The organism is Spiroplasma endosymbiont of Megaselia nigra, from assembly GCF_003987485.1.
In the GTDB taxonomy this organism is placed as follows: domain Bacteria; phylum Bacillota_I; class Bacilli_A; order Mycoplasmatales; family Mycoplasmataceae; genus Spiroplasma.
Map to the genome: position 1 here is coordinate 1 of NZ_RCOO01000284.1, position 1065 is coordinate 1065.

Below are 1065 nucleotides of genomic sequence, written 5' to 3' on the forward strand. Positions count from 1 at the left end.
AATATATTCGTTATATAAATTTAATTTACATATTGCGATATTATCTTTTTTTAATTCTTGACAAAGTCTTTTTTTAACTTGTCCACAAACAGACATATATGGTCTTTTTGCATTTATTACACGCTCATCATGTATTACATAAATATCTTTTTTCATTAAGTTATTCACTCCCTTTGTTGTCATAATTTATAATCTGCTGAACTATTATGTTTAACCATTGGTATTAATTCAAAGTGTAAAGCATAAAAATCACTATCAAATGTATCATCATATAAGTCTAACATTCGTTCTTCTCTGGCATCTGGTTTATCTTCTCATTGAATTAATTCATATTGAGTTTTACTTACAGGACATTTTTCTCATAATCATTTTAATTGATTAGTATTTATTAACATTGTAAATGCCTCTACACGATGTCTTACTTTAAATTTTTGTTTTTGTGCTGGTTTAAATGTCATATATTGACCAAAAGAATAATTATATTTTTCTCGGTTTAAACTTTGCAATGTTGAATAAGCACTATCATCAACATTAATCGATATACATTGTTGTATTAAATTAAAATATTGATTTAATTGATTGTTGTAAAACTCTAAAATATCTTTTATTTGTTCTAATGGTCCTTTAAATTGTTGTGTAGCATTTGAGTGTGTATATTCAGCAACTTTATATGCTTTTTTATCAAATGAATTATATATTCAAAAACTCGCTGCTGTTGTATGTCCCTTAGGACTAGTAGCATTCGCAATATCAACACCACCTAATAACTTAGTTGGTTGAATAATATCTGTTGCTTGCATAATATCAATATATCTCGCAAAGATTGAACCACTAGTATTACCAGGCAATCCTCAACTCCATACTCTTGCTCTTTCAATATCTAATTGTTCTAATCTTAATTGTTCATTAACTTTATCTTGTGGTAATTCATAATTAAGTCTTCAACTAGAATAATGAATAATAATCTTCATATTTCATTTTTCAATATATTTAATTTGTTCATATTTACTACGCATTATTTCTTCATTAAAAGGTAATAATTCATTACAATAACCAACAATATAT

At 25.7% G+C, this 1065-nt stretch carries 1 protein-coding gene; it reads right to left on the reverse strand.

Going from position 1 to position 1065, the window contains the following annotated elements; genetic code table 4:
• Positions 1-155: 155 nt before the first annotated feature.
• On the reverse strand, positions 156-1065 hold a 910-nt coding region (locus D9R21_RS07720; protein WP_158613994.1), incomplete at its 5' end, for a PBSX family phage terminase large subunit.